This is a genomic window from Marivita cryptomonadis, from assembly GCF_002115725.1.
In the GTDB taxonomy this organism is placed as follows: domain Bacteria; phylum Pseudomonadota; class Alphaproteobacteria; order Rhodobacterales; family Rhodobacteraceae; genus Marivita; species Marivita cryptomonadis.
On the sequence record NZ_JFKD01000013.1, the window covers coordinates 60,280 to 72,760 of the forward strand.

18 protein-coding genes are annotated in these 12,481 nt (G+C 60.9%); 5 read left to right on the forward strand and 13 right to left on the reverse strand.

Going from position 1 to position 12,481, the window contains the following annotated elements; translation table 11 throughout:
* Positions 1-14 precede the first annotated feature (14 nt).
* Positions 15-1,211: a pyridoxal-phosphate-dependent aminotransferase family protein gene (locus tag MCRY_RS14815; RefSeq protein WP_085631249.1), complete on the forward strand. Its 1,197-nt coding sequence runs from the start codon at positions 15-17 to the stop codon at positions 1,209-1,211.
* On the opposite strand, the gene MCRY_RS14820 is transcribed toward MCRY_RS14815, so the two are convergent.
* Positions 1,200-1,415, reverse strand: coding sequence for a hypothetical protein (locus MCRY_RS14820; RefSeq protein WP_085631251.1), 216 nt, complete (start codon positions 1,413-1,415; stop codon positions 1,200-1,202). The two genes, MCRY_RS14815 and MCRY_RS14820, sit on opposite strands and share 12 nt — an antisense overlap.
* A gap of 117 nt (positions 1,416-1,532) precedes the next feature.
* Positions 1,533-2,639, reverse strand: coding sequence for a pyridoxal phosphate-dependent aminotransferase (locus tag MCRY_RS14825; RefSeq protein ID WP_085631252.1), 1,107 nt, complete (start codon positions 2,637-2,639; stop codon positions 1,533-1,535).
* A gap of 375 nt (positions 2,640-3,014) precedes the next feature.
* On the opposite strand from MCRY_RS14825, the gene MCRY_RS14830 reads away from it, so the two are divergent.
* From MCRY_RS14830 to MCRY_RS14840, 3 genes are all read left to right on the forward strand, one after another.
* On the forward strand, positions 3,015-4,301 hold the full coding sequence (locus MCRY_RS14830) for a lipoprotein-releasing ABC transporter permease subunit (RefSeq protein ID WP_085631254.1): 1,287 nt from the start codon (positions 3,015-3,017) through the stop codon (positions 4,299-4,301).
* Positions 4,294-4,977 carry an ABC transporter ATP-binding protein gene (locus tag MCRY_RS14835; RefSeq protein WP_085631256.1) on the forward strand — a complete coding sequence of 228 codons (684 nt, stop codon included), beginning with the start codon at positions 4,294-4,296 and terminating at the stop codon, positions 4,975-4,977. Before MCRY_RS14830 ends, MCRY_RS14835 begins: the two co-directional genes overlap by 8 nt.
* A 98-nt stretch (positions 4,978-5,075) precedes the next feature.
* Positions 5,076-5,717, forward strand: coding sequence for a DUF3047 domain-containing protein (locus MCRY_RS14840; RefSeq protein WP_085631258.1), 642 nt, complete (start codon positions 5,076-5,078; stop codon positions 5,715-5,717).
* A gap of 7 nt (positions 5,718-5,724) precedes the next feature.
* Here MCRY_RS14840 and MCRY_RS14845 read toward each other — a convergent pair whose 3' ends face one another.
* Complete coding sequence (locus MCRY_RS14845) at positions 5,725-6,159, reverse strand: DMT family transporter (protein ID WP_085631260.1); 435 nt, start codon at positions 6,157-6,159, stop codon at positions 5,725-5,727.
* 146 nt (positions 6,160-6,305) lie between these two features.
* On the opposite strand from MCRY_RS14845, the gene MCRY_RS14850 reads away from it, so the two are divergent.
* On the forward strand, positions 6,306-6,728 hold the full coding sequence (locus MCRY_RS14850) for a c-type cytochrome (protein WP_085631262.1): 423 nt from the start codon (positions 6,306-6,308) through the stop codon (positions 6,726-6,728).
* Positions 6,729-6,780: 52 nt separating this feature from the next.
* Here the strand turns inward: MCRY_RS14850 and MCRY_RS14855 are convergent, their stop codons facing one another.
* The 10 genes from MCRY_RS14855 to MCRY_RS14900 all read right to left on the reverse strand — a co-directional run bounded on the left by MCRY_RS14855 (position 6,781) and on the right by MCRY_RS14900 (position 12,459).
* The gene (locus tag MCRY_RS14855) at positions 6,781-6,975 is read right to left on the reverse strand and encodes a PLDc N-terminal domain-containing protein (RefSeq protein WP_171046141.1); all 195 of its coding nucleotides are present in this window, start codon (positions 6,973-6,975) and stop codon (positions 6,781-6,783) included.
* A gap of 81 nt (positions 6,976-7,056) precedes the next feature.
* Complete coding sequence (locus MCRY_RS14860; protein ID WP_085631264.1) at positions 7,057-7,320, reverse strand: DUF7218 family protein; 264 nt, start codon at positions 7,318-7,320, stop codon at positions 7,057-7,059.
* A gap of 5 nt (positions 7,321-7,325) precedes the next feature.
* Positions 7,326-7,514, reverse strand: a complete 189-nt coding sequence (locus tag MCRY_RS14865; RefSeq protein WP_085631266.1) for a hypothetical protein — start codon at positions 7,512-7,514, stop codon at positions 7,326-7,328.
* Between the two features lie 172 nt (positions 7,515-7,686).
* Positions 7,687-8,400, reverse strand: coding sequence for a gamma-glutamyl-gamma-aminobutyrate hydrolase family protein (locus tag MCRY_RS14870; protein ID WP_085631268.1), 714 nt, complete (start codon positions 8,398-8,400; stop codon positions 7,687-7,689).
* Positions 8,397-9,368 carry an amidoligase family protein gene (locus MCRY_RS14875; protein ID WP_085631270.1) on the reverse strand — a complete coding sequence of 324 codons (972 nt, stop codon included), beginning with the start codon at positions 9,366-9,368 and terminating at the stop codon, positions 8,397-8,399. The genes MCRY_RS14870 and MCRY_RS14875 overlap by 4 nt, the downstream gene beginning before the upstream one ends.
* A gap of 1 nt (position 9,369) precedes the next feature.
* Positions 9,370-10,398 carry an AI-2E family transporter gene (locus MCRY_RS14880; RefSeq protein ID WP_085631272.1) on the reverse strand — a complete coding sequence of 343 codons (1,029 nt, stop codon included), beginning with the start codon at positions 10,396-10,398 and terminating at the stop codon, positions 9,370-9,372.
* Positions 10,395-11,156 (reverse strand): DUF3618 domain-containing protein, encoded by a 762-nt coding sequence (locus MCRY_RS14885; RefSeq protein ID WP_085631274.1) that lies wholly within the window; start codon positions 11,154-11,156, stop codon positions 10,395-10,397. Before MCRY_RS14885 ends, MCRY_RS14880 begins: the two co-directional genes overlap by 4 nt.
* Positions 11,149-11,550: a phage holin family protein gene (locus MCRY_RS14890; RefSeq protein WP_085631275.1), complete on the reverse strand. Its 402-nt coding sequence runs from the start codon at positions 11,548-11,550 to the stop codon at positions 11,149-11,151. Before MCRY_RS14890 ends, MCRY_RS14885 begins: the two co-directional genes overlap by 8 nt.
* The gene (locus MCRY_RS14895; protein WP_085631277.1) at positions 11,547-11,996 is read right to left on the reverse strand and encodes a hypothetical protein; all 450 of its coding nucleotides are present in this window, start codon (positions 11,994-11,996) and stop codon (positions 11,547-11,549) included. Before MCRY_RS14895 ends, MCRY_RS14890 begins: the two co-directional genes overlap by 4 nt.
* 25 nt (positions 11,997-12,021) lie before the next feature.
* On the reverse strand, positions 12,022-12,459 hold the full coding sequence (locus MCRY_RS14900; protein ID WP_171046142.1) for a DUF2383 domain-containing protein: 438 nt from the start codon (positions 12,457-12,459) through the stop codon (positions 12,022-12,024).
* Positions 12,460-12,481 lie beyond the last annotated feature (22 nt).

The following is a 12,481-nucleotide window of genomic DNA, read 5'->3' on the forward strand; positions in this document are numbered from 1 at the left end:
GTTCGAGGTTGCTCATGTCACTTGCCAATGGTCGCACGTATCTTGCCATTCCCGGTCCCTCTGTTGTGCCGGATGCTGTTCTGAGGTCAATGCACCGTGCCTCTCCCAATATTTACGAGGGCGAGCTGCCCGATATGATGCCCAACCTCGTGCGCGACCTGAAACGCGTGGCGCGCACCGACGGGCATGTGGCGATCTATATCAGCAACGGGCATGGCGCGTGGGAAGCGGCATTGGCGAACACGGTCGGCGTCGGGGAAAAGGTGCTGGTGTTGGCCACCGGGTTCTTTGCGATGGCGTGGAGCCGCATTGCCGAGGCGCGCGGGATCGAGGTCGACGTGCTGGATTTCGGCAATGGCGGCACCTTTGATCTGGCGCGGGTCGAGGAGGCGCTGAAGGCCGATAGCGCCCATGCCTACAAAGCAGTGATGGCTGTGCATGTGGACACGTCCAGCTCCAACCGCAATGAATTTGCCCCGCTGCGCGCAATCCTTGACGAACTGGGGCATCCCGCGTTGCTGATCGCTGATTGCATCGCCGCGATGGGCTGCGATCGGTTCGAGATGGACGCCTGGGGCGTCGATGTCGCGCTCACCGGATCACAAAAGGGGCTGATGTGTCCGCCGGGACTGGGCTTTGTGTTCTTCAATGACAAGGCGGCCGAGGGGCGTCGTCGGCTCAAGCATGTGAGCACCTACTGGGATTGGACAGCACGCGCCGCGCCCGAGGCGTTCTACCAATATTTCAGTGGCACAGCGCCGACGCATCACCTCTACGGTCTGCGCACCGCGCTCGACATGATCCACACCGAAGGGCTTGAGGCGATCTGGGCCCGCCACGCAACGCTCGCGCGTGCGATCTGGGCGGCGGTCGAACATTGGGGGCAAGATGGCCCTTTGCGGCTCAATATCTCTGATCCGGCGCTTCGCAGCCACGCGGTTACTGCAATGGCCATTGGCAAACCGCATGGCAAGGAACTGCGTCGCTGGTGTTCGGATCAGGCTGGTGTCACGTTGGGGATCGGGTTGGGCATGGGGACCGATGAAGACCCGATGAGCGACGGTTTCTTCCGCTTTGGACATATGGGCCATGTCAATGCGCACATGATCCTCGGTCTCTTGGGATCGGTCGAGGCGGGACTTGGCACTTTGAATATTCCGCACCGGCCGGGCGGGGTGACCGAGGCGGCAAAGGTTATTTCAGGCGTCTGATTTCCGCGGCCACTGGATTGCGCGGCTGGCCTTGTATTGGGCCAGCCGGGTGACGCCATAGTTCAAGACCCATCCAGAAAGGATGACGGCCATCAATCCGAATTGGGCCCAGATCACGCCAAAAATCCACAAAAGGTTGATGAAAATCAAAACGAGATTGGCGGTCGTATAATCCTCGACCCGCTTAGGATGGCGATGATCCATCTACATCTCCACTCATGGTGCTTACACAGTTCTGCGACAGAATAGCGCAGAACCCTGCTCCGTCAGTGGGAATCTGAAGCAAACCAGCAAATTTTTCGTGAAGATCAGTGGCCGCGCCTATCTGCGCGCCGATTCAAGCGCTTTCGGCAGGGCCGTTTCAAAGATGTCGAGATCGGCAGGGCGCCCCGCGCTGATCCGAATCGCGCGATCTCCGGGTGACACGAACGGCATGCGCACGAACACCCCCTGTTCGATCAGCGCTGTCAGCACAGCCTTGGCAAACGCGCCGTCCTGCCCACAATCCACGGTGACGAAATTTGTGGCAGAGGGCAGCGGTGACAGTCCGTTGGCCTTGGCAATTGACGCGATCCGGTCGCGTGCCTCGGCCACAAGTGCGATGACCTCATCCAGCCAGGCGGTGTCTTCATAGGCGGCCAACGCGCCGGCCTGCGAAATACGGGACATTCCGAAATGGTTGCGGACCTTGTCGAAGCTCTTGATCAACTCAGGTGCGCCAATGCCATATCCAACCCGCGCACCGGCCATGCCGAAAGCTTTGGAAAAGGTGCGCATGCGGATCACACGCGGATCGTCCGCGTCGATCGTCGGAGCGGTGCCGTCCGGGGCGAATTCGATATAGGCCTCGTCCAGAAGCAACAGGGTGCCATCGGGCAACGCGTCCAGCGCCTTTTCGATCTTGGCACCGCTGTGCCAGCTGCCCATCGGATTGTCCGGGTTCGACAGGTAGACGATCTTTGCTTCGACCTCGGCCGCTTTGGCCATGAGCGCGTCGATGTCTTCGTGATCATTGTGGAATGGCACTTTGTGCAGCGTCCCGCCAAAGCCCACAACGTGGTAATTGAACGTTGGGTAGGCGCCGTCCGAAGTGACCACCGGGTCACCGGGCGCGACCAGCAACCGCACAAGATATCCCAGTAACCCGTCGATACCTTCCCCGATGATGATGTTGTCGGGACGCACACCCATATGCTCCGAGATGGCGCGGATCAGATCGTAATTCGTGGCATCCGCGTATTGCCAGCATTGCCCTGCCGCGTCCTGCATGGCGGCAACGGCAAAGGGCGATGGGCCAAAGACGCTTTCATTCGCACCAAGCCGCGCAAGGAACGGCGCACCGCGTTGACGCTCCTGCACTTCGGGGCCGACGAACGGCACAGAGGAGGGCAGTTTGGCGATCAGGTCGGGATATCTGGGTCCAGTCATGCCCCTGTCTATGCCAAGCGGGCGGGGTCAGAACAAGCACTGTTGAAAATCACCATGCAGAAACCTCGAGACCGCGCTCTGAATTTTTATTGCGTCTCATGGGAGAAATCGCCGTCTGCGGCATTTGTGGCCGTTTTTCGCCGCAAGACGCAGGCGTTGGCGGGATGATGCCAGGAAAATGTATAGATACCGTTCGCAATCTGCACGATTTAGAAGGACATTGTGGAACGCCCTACACGTCCTGCAATGTCGGGTCAGCACCTCTGACCCAATGTTTCGCGCGCGAAACAATAGGTCCAGACCGGACCTAACCCGTGCGCCTTGACCCGCCGGGGCCAAGCAGCCACTTATCGCTCAGAGCAGCAAGAGACCGACATGGCCCAGACACCTCCCCCCTTTGCCCCGTTCGAATGGATGATCGCGTGGCGTTACCTGCGCGCCCGCCGTGCCGAGGGCGGGGTGAGTGTGATGACATGGATCAGCCTGATCGGCATCACGCTGGCCGTCTTTGCATTGATTGCGACCTTGGCGGTGCGTTCTGGGTTTCGGGCTGAATTCGTCGATACGATCCTCGGGTCCAACGCACATGTGACGGTTTACTATAAGCAGCAGGCCGATGAGTTTGGCCGTTCGAGCCGCACAATTCAGGACTACGAGACCTTGGCGCAATCCGTGGCCGCAGTCCCCGGCGTCACCCGCGCAGCGCCTCTGGTCAAAGGGCAGGTGATGGCCACCGCCAACAGCCGAAACGCCGGGGTCGAGGTGTTCGGCATCTCGCCAGACGACCTTCTCACGATTCCGCGGATTGCTGATCCCGAGACCGCACGCGGTGATCTGGTGCGCTTTGGCGAAGGCATCGCCATCGGCTCGGGTGTGGCGCGGGAACTTGGTGTTTCGCTGGGCGACAAGGTCAAGCTGATCTCGCCCGACGGGGTGCGCACCGCCTTCGGGACCAGCCCGCGTGTCAAGGCCTATGAGGTGGTCTATGTCTTCACCGCCGGGCGCTACGACATTGACCGAACCCGTGTCTACATGCCCTTTGGCGAGGCGCAGCTCTACTTCAACCGCGAAGGCGTTGCGGATGAAATCGAGGTGATGGTTGCCGATCCCGACCGGGTCGAAAGCGTGACGCTGCCGATTGTGCAGGCCGCCGGACAAAGGGCGCTTGTCTGGACATGGCAGGACGCCAGCGGCGGGTTCCTTCGCGCGTTGGAGATCGAGGACAATGTGATGTTCATCATCCTGTCGATCCTCGTTCTGATCGCAGCGATGAACATCGTGTCGGGCCTGATCATGCTGGTCAAGAACAAGGGCCGTGACATCGGCATCCTGCGCACCATGGGCCTGACCGAAGGCGCCGTGCTGCGGGTGTTCTTCATTTGTGGTGCGTTCACCGGCATCTTGGGCACTGTCGCCGGGGTGATCCTTGGCTGTCTCTTCGCGCTTTATATCGACCCGATCTTTTCGTTTGTGAACTATGTGGCAGGCGGCGGGGTCTGGGATCCGGCGGTGCGCGGGATTTACGAATTGCCCGCGCAATTGCGCCTGCCGGATGTGCTCAGCGCGGTAGCCCTGTCATTGGGCCTCAGTTTTATCGTGACGATCTTTCCCGCCCGTCGCGCCGCGCGGATGAACCCGGTCGAGGCGTTGCGCTATGAATGATGTTGCGCTGCGATTGACCGGGGTCACCAAGACCTACAACGCGGGTAGCCCGGCAGCGGTCGAGGTGCTGCGCGGGGTGGATGTGTCGCTTGCCAAGGGCGAGATCGTGGCGCTGGTGGCACCGTCGGGTGCGGGAAAATCGACGTTGTTGCATATCGCCGGTCTGCTGGACACACCCGATGACGGCACAGTTGAAATCGCTGGGACGGATCTAACCGGTGCGCCCGATCGCAGGCGCACTTTGGTGCGGCGGGACGAGGTGGGGTTTGTCTACCAGTTCCATCACCTTCTTCCCGAATTCAGCGCGCAAGAGAACATTGTCCTGCCACAGCTGGCCGCCGGAATTGCGCGCAGCGATGCAGATGCGCGCGCGCGTGAATTGCTTGAGATTGTGGGCATTGGCACGCGAGCGCATCATCGGCCGGCAGCCCTGTCTGGCGGCGAACAGCAACGCGTCGCGTTCTGCAGGGCTTTGGCCAATCGGCCCTCGGTGCTCTTGGCGGATGAGCCGACAGGAAATCTTGATCCGGCGACATCCGATACGGTGTTCGACGCGTTGATGGCGCTGGTTCGGGAAACAGGTCTGTCTGCGTTGATCGCAACGCATAACATGGACCTTGCAGCGCGCATGGACCGCCGCATTCGGTTGGATCAGGGCAAACTGACCGCCCTGTAACACCGCCACGAGAGGGTGACATAACTCTCACGCGAACGTTTGATGCCAGTGATCGCACCGGGCTGTTAGACCAGAGGCAACCACGAAAGGGTGTGCCCATGTTCCGTTTGCTTACCGCTGCTGCTGTCTGTCTTTCCGCGTTGCCTGCCATGGCCGCGCCTGTGTCTTTTGACGGATCGTGGAAAACTCAGAAGTTCTCGCTTTTCTCGTCCAACACATACGGGTTCAACGGCAGCTCTGTGAGTGTCGCTTCGAACGGTTCGGTATCGCTGGCGTATCGTCCGCTGCCGGAAAGCTATTGGGAGGCGTCGACGGCCAAATGGTCGTGGAGCGTGCAAGAAGGTGTGCCTGCCACCGACTTACGCAAGAAGGGCGGCGATGACCGCAATCTGGCGCTCTATTTCGTATTCCTGCCGGATGCCGAAGCACAGGCCCTCAAGGGGGCCAGTGTGCGCCAATTGCTGACCAATGATGCCGCACGGGTGCTGGTTTATGTCTGGGGCGGGGCGCACAACAGAGGGGCAGTGTTAAGCAGCCCCTATCTTGGCAATCGGGGCAAGACGATCGTGTTGCGCGGGTCGGGCACCGGCAGCGCAAATGAAAGCGTCAACCTGTCCCGCGATTATGCCAACGCCTTTGGGGGCGGTGATGCTGCGCTTGTGGGCTTGGCGCTGTCCGGTGACAGTGACGATACCGACACCCGCATTCGAGCGTCGATCAGCAGCCTGACGGTTAACTGACCTCTGCTCAGGCGCGTTGGGTGATCCAGACGCCAAATGCCATGACAGCGATCCCGGTGGCGCGGGTGAGGTTCAGCGGACTGACCCGTGCACCGAAAAGACCGAAATGGTCGATCAACGCGGCTGAGATAAGCTGGCCCAACAGCACGAAGAACACCGCATTCCCAACACCGAAATGCGGTGCGATATAGGTGATCGACAATACGTAAAACGCCACGAATAACCCGCCCAACAGCAGATGCCGGGGGGCAAGCGGCACATTGACCAGCGCCCGTGGGCCGGTGATCAGCGTGGCCGCGGTGGCAGCCAGAAGAGCCACGCAGAAAAGCACCATCGCCGCAGCTGCGGGGGATCCGATCCTCACCCCCAAAGCGGCATTCAGCGCGGCCAGAAGTGGGATGCCGATCCCGGCGGCCAGCATGGTGAGGGCGTAGATCGGCATGGGCGGTCTCCGTGTGTCGCGATTCCGGTGCAGACTGCGCCGGGGTCCGCCGATTGTCACTCACCTTTGCACAGATGCACTGGGCAGATGGTTGCGTGAACGGTCAAAGACAGGCACTCTGAGCACAATCGAGCAAGGAGGCCGAAATGCGCCCAACCCTCATCAGTCTGACATTGGGAAGCTGTGCGGCAGCGCTTGTCGCCGCCTGCACGCCGGAGGAAATGCCCGCCGCCAGCGATGGCCGCGCGTTGTTCATGGAAAACTGCGCAGTGTGTCACGGGGTAGACGCCAAAGGCGATGGCCCGATGGCACGCGCGATGGCCAAAGCGCCGCCGGATCTGACGCTGCTTTCGGTGCGAAACGGCGGCACGTTCCCATCGGTCAAGGTGCTGTCGACCATCGACGGGTACACCAAAACAACGCTTTCCGGGCCGGACATGCCAGAATTCGGGGCGTTGCTTGAGGGGGATTTGGTGCCACTGGACACGGGTGATGGCGTTCTTACGCCGACCCCGCGCAAGCTGGTCGCGCTGCTGGAATATATCGAGAGCGTTCAGGCCGCGCGGTGAGCCGGCTGCGTGCCATTGAAAAAGCCCCGCCAGTCAGCGGGGCTTGATAGCGTCAGGCGCGCGCCGAGTCGGAGCGAGGCCCGGCGATCAGCCAGATGATAAACCCCAGCAGCGGCAGGATCAGCACCAGCAAACACCACAGCACCTTTGATCCGGTGGAGTTGTGCGACCCGATGATCGACACAAACGCCCAGATATTGAGAACAAGGAGGATCAAGCCTCCAATGCCAGTGATTTCGATACCCATAAGTTTCTCCTTGATGCGCCTCATGCGGCGCTGGCTTTGCTTTCCAGAGATTCACCATCTGCGCAGGTCAAACACGCAGGATCAGCGGTCCCGGAGGGCGGCGATAAGCTCGGCCTTGGTCATGTCGGACCTGCCTTCGATCTCGAGCTCTTGCGCGCGGTCGTACAAATCGTCTTTGGTCCAGTCTTCATAGCTGGACGCTTTGCCACCTGTCTTGGAAGGTGACTGGTCGGGGTTCGCCTGCGCGTTGGCGATGCGCGCGGCGGCTTCCTTGCTGTGGCCGTCTTCGCGCAGCGCTTCGTAAGTTTCGTCATTCTTGATAGACGATCCGTGGTCTTTGACCATGACGCTTACCCGTCCGTTGTTGCCGCTGCGGCGGGTGCGGATGTGTCTTCACCCGGCTCATTGCCTTGGGCTGCCAGGTTGGCAAGATAGGCCAGGAACAGCACGACTGCGAAAACACCTGCCGCGATAATGCCCCAGATGGCCGGGCGATGGCGTTTCGATTGCTTTTCGATATTCGTGGATGGAGCGGACATGACGTACCTCTCTGAATGTGACGTTCAGTGTCTCAACGCCACTCCGGGGCGGGCGGTTCCGTCGGGATGCCAGGATTCCCGCGCTCTGGGGGATTTCCTGTGCGTGCCAAGGGGGGACTGCCTTCAGGTCATCCCGTGCCCCCCCACCGCCGCTGCAGGCAATGGCCGAGCATCAGGCCAGGTCTTGGCGCATGGCGTGGGTTTGGCTGCGGTCGGCGCGATAGGCGCGGGCCGCGCTCACGAGTGCGCGGAAGATGGCGCGTTGGCGGTGGGCGTAGAACAGGTGTTCCGGGTGCCATTGCACACCAAGTGCAAACGGGTCGCGTATTCTTTCGATGGCCTGAACCATGCCACCTGTATCACGAGCGGACACGCGCAACCCTTGGCCAAGCCGATCCACTGACTGGCTGTGCAAAGCATTGACTTGCATGGGTTTTTCGCCGCTGATCAGCGACAGGTGGGTGTCACTCTCAACACAGACCTCGCGCTTGGGCAGGATCGTGGTGATCTTGCGGTCGGCACCATAGGTTGTCCAAGCGTCCTGATCCAACGTCCCTCCAAGGGCGACGTTCAGCATCTGTGATCCCCGGCAGATACCCAGCACCGGGATATTGCGCTCCAGTGCCGCTTCGGCAAGGCAACGCTCCAGTTCGTCGCGCTCGGGGTCGAGTTTGGCCGAAATGCCAAGCTTGCCACCATACATTTCGGGGCCGATGTCATCGCCGCCGCCGATGATCAGCCCGTCCACATGTTCAAGGTCGACAATCCGGCCCACGCCCCACCGCAGGCCGCGCCCGCCGGTGATCCAGAGGTTCAGATTGATCAGGGGGTACACCCGCCAGCCGGTGCGGGCCGAGGTGGTCACGGCAATCAGTGGGCGACTCATAAATCGGCCTTTGCGTCGTGATCCTGAAGCAGCGTGTCGATGGTTTTGACCCAGACGGATTTTCGCTCAAACCACGCAGCGTCATGTGTTTTCCATGCATCGCGCAGCGCCGCCAGCAGGGTGTCATTGGCGGCCACGAGTTCGACCTGCCGCCACAACTGCCAGGGCTGGCGCAGGGACCAATCCGCCTCGTCGATGCGGCTGTCGGGCAGGCGGAAGTGAAAGGTGGGGCGCGCGGCGGTTTTGTCGTCGATGTCATAGCATTCGGCGAACAGATCCGGCTCGGCATGTTTGAAGAGTGGCAGCAGATCAAGGCTGAGGTTGCGACTCTGAATGTGCTCGGCGGCCATGCGCATGAGGTTGGCAAGGCTGTTATAATCGTTGTTCGCCAGATCCGAGATCAACCCCTGTGGCCATGCTCCGATGAACGGCATCATGCGTCGGGTCGTATCGACCTGTTCCTTGTCGCGCAGCCAAGGTTCAAGCAGCGCGTAAGCGGTGATCGTGTCAAGTGTGAAGCGGTGATCGGGGGCCACCACTTCGGGGTTCACATGTACGCCGAACCCCAACAGTACACCGCTGCGCGATCCCATCGCCCCGATGCGGCGCAGGCCGGCGCAGATCGTGTTGAACTCTTCCAATTGCGTGCGGCTGAGCGGAGGCGTCACCACCTCGACCGGGATCAGCCCGCGAAATGCGTCCAGCCCTTCTTTGAGAAACGGCAGGTCGTCGCGTTTGCGCAGCGTGATGTCCAGTTCCACCTCGATGTCACCAAAGCGGGTGTCGGACACAGTGACGCTGTGATCGCCGCCATCCACCAAGGAGCCGCCGAAGTCCTTTGCGATAAGAGCGCCGGTCTCGTGCTCGGTTGGACCGGCGAATTCGATCTCGATCCCACAAAGGCGCTCATTGCCGTCTGCGGTCTGTTCCATCGGCAGGGCGGGGAAGGTCGGTTTGGTCTGGATCATATCACGCCTGTGTTGGTGCAAGGTCTGCGTCGGTCGCCGGGTCGGGCTGAGGTTGGTGCGCCATGAACGCCGTCGCCCAAACCAGAAGAGGCAGCGACACGATGCCTCCGATCGGTCCCCAGAGCCATAGGCCGAAGAGGATCGCAAGAAAGACAACAAGCGGGTTCAACTGAAGGCGTTGGCCGACAAGGGTCGGGGTCACGAACTGTGCTTCGGTCATATTCAGCATGAGATAGGCCAAAGCGGGCAGCAGCGCGTAAGCCCCGTTGAATTCGGTGAACCCAACAACCGCAAGTGCCACCAGCAACATGACGGGGCCAAGATATAGAACGAAGTTGAGGATAAAGGCGGCAGCCCCCCAGAGGATGGGGTTCGGCACGCCGATCACCGTCATCGCGGCAAAGACCGCAGCACCAAGGCCCGCGTTGATGGCGGCCACGGTCACGAAATAGTGCGATACGGCCTTGTCGGCTTGCCGCAGCGAGGCTGCCTTGCCTTTGACCGTGGCGTAGATTTCGTTCTGCGTCAGCGTGAAGAAAAAGAACGTGCCTGCAAAGGTCAGCAATTGCGCGGCAAAGTTCGGCGCCATCGACAGGGCGTCCAGCAAGCTTGGCATCGCGGCCTCAACTTCCTTGCCGTCTTCTGCGAGGCTTTGCTCAAGTTCGATCTGTACAGATTCAAGTCCGCGAATGGCGCGGCTGGCGTCGATCACCCACCAGCGAATTTCGTCTTCGATGCGGGGCACCTGTCCGATCAGGTCCATCACGATGGGGCCAAGGCCCGCGATCAGCAAAACGGTCGCAGCGCCGACAAACAAAAGGCTGATGCTTGCGCTGACGGCACGGGGAATGCCCAAACGGGCCAGCAGGCGCATGCCGGGGGCGGCCACGATGCCCACGATCAGTCCAAGCGTGACCGGCGCCAGCAAGCCCTTGGCCAGCTTCATCGCGGTCACCACCACCACCATCGCCACCAGAACGATACAGATTGTCTGGAGGCGGGTGCGAAGTTCGGTATGTGCCAGCATCATGCGCTTTGGGGTGTCCCGGAAAATTCGGCGCGGGCTTCGCGAAGGCCGGTGTCGACAGCCGCTTTGCCCTGCCGTTCAAGCTGGGCCATTTCGTTGCGCAGCACAGCCTCGGCGTCGCGCATCATTTTGTCCCGTGCCGCGCCCATCAGGTCTGCTTCGGCCTTGGTCGATGGCAGCAACGCCCCGATCAATGCCCCGATCCCGGCGACGATGGCGCCTGTCAGAAAGGGCTGGCTCTCATGGGCCTCTTGCGCGTGGCGTGCGCTGCGACGTGCCTGACGGTCGAGTTTTTCTTGTGCGTCGATCACTTTAAGGCGTGCTTCGGTGACACGGGCACGGGCGTCGGGTGGCAAACGGTCCAGTCCTTTGTCCAGCGACCTGCGCAAAGTCGATGCCGAAGGGGACTGTGCGAGGCGGCCGGTTTCGACCTGCGCACGCGTTTTCATGTTTCGGTCTGCACGCGCGATCCGGTCGTCGATATTCTCTGTCGGATCAGGCTGGCGTGACGCCGCAGGGCGCTGGCCTGCATTCAGCGCGATCACAGCCGCACCGATCCCGACAAGCGCCAGTCCCGAAGGCGATCGTTTTACGCCCTCCATCAAAGCTTTGGTAACGCTTTGGCCGATATCCGCAGTCTGACCAACCGCCCGCTTGGCGGTTGCTTCCGGGTTGACCGATGTGGCCAGAGCGCTGATCTGGTCTGTCAGGTGCGCCCGGTGGGTTTCTGCATTCCGTTCAAGCTGATCTGTATTAGGCACGGGCCATCTCCTTTACTGCGTCGATGTCTGATTTGACTTGTTTCAGGGTCCGCCGCGGTGCGAGCGCTGCCGAGGACAGGCGCGACTTGCCCATAAAGACGAACAGCAGGGCGAGTGTCAGGCACGCGATTGCGACGATCAGGGCGGCCCAGTGATAGGCAACGCCCAACGCCGCCACACCCAGTATGGCAGCGACCGCAAGGGCCGTGAGCCCCACAAGCGCGATCAACGCGGCCAGACCAAATAGCACAAGTCCGGTGCCTGCCCGGGCTGCGCTGTTGGACAGCTCGCGCCGAGCGAGTTGAACCTCGGCGCGCAGCAGCAGGCGTGCTTCGGCAAGGATACTGCCGATCAGGCTGCGCAGATCAGTTGGACGTGGGGTGGTCTGGGTCATGCGGCATCCGCCGTCTGGTTGAGGTGGCCCGCCCACGGGTCATTGGCATCGTCCGCCATGCCGCGTGAACCCTCACCGGATTTCAGAAACCGTGCCGCAGCAAAGCCGGCCAGTGCCGCACCGCCAAGAAACAGCAATGGGTTTTTGCGGGCAAAAACAGCAACATCGTCGACCATTTCATCAACCGGTGTGTTGCGCAAATGTGCGGCCACTGCGTTGATCTGGGCGCCCACCTGTTCAAGCGCTGCGGCCTGAAGCGTGTCGCGGTCGAATTCATGGCTTGCAGCATGCGTCGCACTTGCCGCCTGCTCGGCGGTTTCAGCCGTTTGATCGCGTGTGTGTTCGGCTTGTGTATGGGCAGTCTGCGCCATCTGTGACTTTGCGTCTTCTGCCATGTCTGCCGCGCGGTCCTTTGCGGTGTCGAATGCTTGGGATGGGGTGCTCATGTCGTCCTCCTTGGAAAGGTCTGGATCACGCTGTTTCGGGCAGGGTTGCGATCCGGGTGCGCAGTGCGTTTCGCTGCTCGGTCAGGATTGTGTGCAGCGTGTCTTCGCGGCTGAGGCTTTTGATGGCGTCGTCGTAGCGTTTGACCACGTTTTCTTCGCCATCGGCCACAGCTTGCAGTGCGCCGTTGTCGATATCTGAAAAGAGGTCGCGAAGTTTGACAGCTGTCTTGTGGACGTCGCCCATGACAGTGCCGGACCGATCAAGTTCAAACCCCTCTTCCGAGGCAATGCGTTCAATCTCGCGGATGTCGCGGTCATGTTGTTGGGAGAAGTCTGTCACATACGCCCTGACAGACGGCTCTGCCCGTTCAATCATGGTCTCATAGCCTTGGCTGATGTCGATCAGAGTGTCGAACAGGGATTGCAGACAATTGTGTCGAGTGTGGTTGGTCGTGGTGGACATTCTTATCTCCTGCGTTGAACAA

Excerpts from the sequence above, each read along its gene's own strand:
- MCRY_RS14815 (WP_085631249.1), top strand. The coding sequence starts at position 15 with ATGTCACTTGCCAATGGTCGCACGTATCTTGCCATTCCCGGTCCCTCT.
- MCRY_RS14820 (WP_085631251.1), bottom strand. The coding sequence starts at position 1,415 with ATGGATCATCGCCATCCTAAGCGGGTCGAGGATTATACGACCGCCAAT.
- MCRY_RS14825 (WP_085631252.1), bottom strand. The coding sequence starts at position 2,639 with ATGACTGGACCCAGATATCCCGACCTGATCGCCAAACTGCCCTCCTCT.
- MCRY_RS14830 (WP_085631254.1), top strand. The coding sequence starts at position 3,015 with ATGGCCCAGACACCTCCCCCCTTTGCCCCGTTCGAATGGATGATCGCG.
- MCRY_RS14835 (WP_085631256.1), top strand. The coding sequence starts at position 4,294 with ATGAATGATGTTGCGCTGCGATTGACCGGGGTCACCAAGACCTACAAC.
- MCRY_RS14840 (WP_085631258.1), top strand. The coding sequence starts at position 5,076 with ATGTTCCGTTTGCTTACCGCTGCTGCTGTCTGTCTTTCCGCGTTGCCT.
- MCRY_RS14845 (WP_085631260.1), bottom strand. The coding sequence starts at position 6,159 with ATGCCGATCTACGCCCTCACCATGCTGGCCGCCGGGATCGGCATCCCA.
- MCRY_RS14850 (WP_085631262.1), top strand. The coding sequence starts at position 6,306 with ATGCGCCCAACCCTCATCAGTCTGACATTGGGAAGCTGTGCGGCAGCG.
- MCRY_RS14855 (WP_171046141.1), bottom strand. The coding sequence starts at position 6,975 with ATGGGTATCGAAATCACTGGCATTGGAGGCTTGATCCTCCTTGTTCTC.
- MCRY_RS14860 (WP_085631264.1), bottom strand. The coding sequence starts at position 7,320 with ATGGTCAAAGACCACGGATCGTCTATCAAGAATGACGAAACTTACGAA.
- MCRY_RS14865 (WP_085631266.1), bottom strand. The coding sequence starts at position 7,514 with ATGTCCGCTCCATCCACGAATATCGAAAAGCAATCGAAACGCCATCGC.
- MCRY_RS14870 (WP_085631268.1), bottom strand. The coding sequence starts at position 8,400 with ATGAGTCGCCCACTGATTGCCGTGACCACCTCGGCCCGCACCGGCTGG.
- MCRY_RS14875 (WP_085631270.1), bottom strand. The coding sequence starts at position 9,368 with ATGATCCAGACCAAACCGACCTTCCCCGCCCTGCCGATGGAACAGACC.
- MCRY_RS14880 (WP_085631272.1), bottom strand. The coding sequence starts at position 10,398 with ATGATGCTGGCACATACCGAACTTCGCACCCGCCTCCAGACAATCTGT.
- MCRY_RS14890 (WP_085631275.1), bottom strand. The coding sequence starts at position 11,550 with ATGACCCAGACCACCCCACGTCCAACTGATCTGCGCAGCCTGATCGGC.
- MCRY_RS14895 (WP_085631277.1), bottom strand. The coding sequence starts at position 11,996 with ATGAGCACCCCATCCCAAGCATTCGACACCGCAAAGGACCGCGCGGCA.
- MCRY_RS14900 (WP_171046142.1), bottom strand. The coding sequence starts at position 12,459 with ATGTCCACCACGACCAACCACACTCGACACAATTGTCTGCAATCCCTG.